This window comes from Geofilum rubicundum JCM 15548 (assembly GCF_000974365.1).
GTDB lineage: Bacteria > Bacteroidota > Bacteroidia > Bacteroidales > Marinilabiliaceae > Geofilum > Geofilum rubicundum.
Window position 1 is genome coordinate 1 of record NZ_BAZW01000163.1, and the last position, 1,132, is coordinate 1,132.

The 1,132-nt window shown below is 32.8% G+C and carries 1 protein-coding gene; it reads right to left on the bottom strand.

All coding sequences use genetic code 11. The features are described from left to right. Nucleotides 1-126: 126 nt before the first annotated feature. Nucleotides 127-912, bottom strand: a complete 786-nt coding sequence (locus JCM15548_RS20545) for a hypothetical protein (RefSeq protein WP_227626090.1) — start codon at nucleotides 910-912, stop codon at nucleotides 127-129. Nucleotides 913-1,132: the final 220 nt, after the last annotated feature.

Below are 1,132 nucleotides of genomic sequence, written 5' to 3' on the forward strand. Positions count from 1 at the left end.
GATATGGTGCGTGGCTAATCTTCTTGGCAGATTTTTTCTGGCCGTTAAGAATACTCTACCGTGAATGAAACTTGCAGTAAATATGAGATTTAGCCATGCACTATAACGCATGTTGGGCACCGTAAATTATAGTCCTTCAAAGTTAAATGAAAAATGAACTCCAATATTATAATTTTCAATCCCTATTTTGTCGTTACCCGTTAAGCGATTTCCTTGTGAATAAACTAATGGCTTATCATGCATTTTGAAAGCATAACCACCATAGAGTCCCATAGTCCAATAATCTGTCGGAAGAAAATTGAATTTATACATTTTATAGGATAGATTTAGTCCTACAAATCCTGTCATTTGATTAAATCGAAGGTCTAAATCTCTGTCAATAACATATTGCTCAATTGGAATCTTTTTTTCCTTGTCGTTGTTCAACAACCTATATCTATTCCATTTTACTGCAACTTTTGGAGTAGCCAGTAATCGCTTTGTGTTTAGTATGTTATATCCAAAGTGTAATCCATATTGTCTCGTGTTAAATTCAATATCGAGTGATTCATGGTCGTAAACGCCGTCATTAGCAAAACCAAAATTAAACCCAGCATAATATTTCTTATATGTTCCTGCAAGTTCAACACTAAATATTCCATTGGATTTGTCCATCAAGTCAACATTGTAATCCTTTAAAAGTGTTCTAAAATCGTCAAAATCGTTGAGTATAAAATCAACTTGGAAATATTGAATAAATCCATATTTCAATTTTCTTCTGGGAAGATACTCCTGATGTTCGCTATCGTTAAAATCGCTTATTGGTAATTCTATTTTCAATAAACCTGTAATTGTATCTATATTTGATAGGATTAGAGTTTTATAACCAAAACCTGCAATTCTTAATTGTTTTGATTGTTCTTCATCTAACAATAAGTGGAACAACCCATTATAATCAGAATTAGTACAATTATCTGTATTATATTGGCAGACTAACGCACCAATTAGGGGTTCCCCATTGCTATTAGTAATTTTACCAGTAATAACTATCTCCTGCGTTAATATTGGCAATTGAAATAGTAGAAAAATTCCAAGCAATATTGATTTGACCATCTGCTGTGTTTTTTGGTTTTATGGTGCCCAACGCCCACAT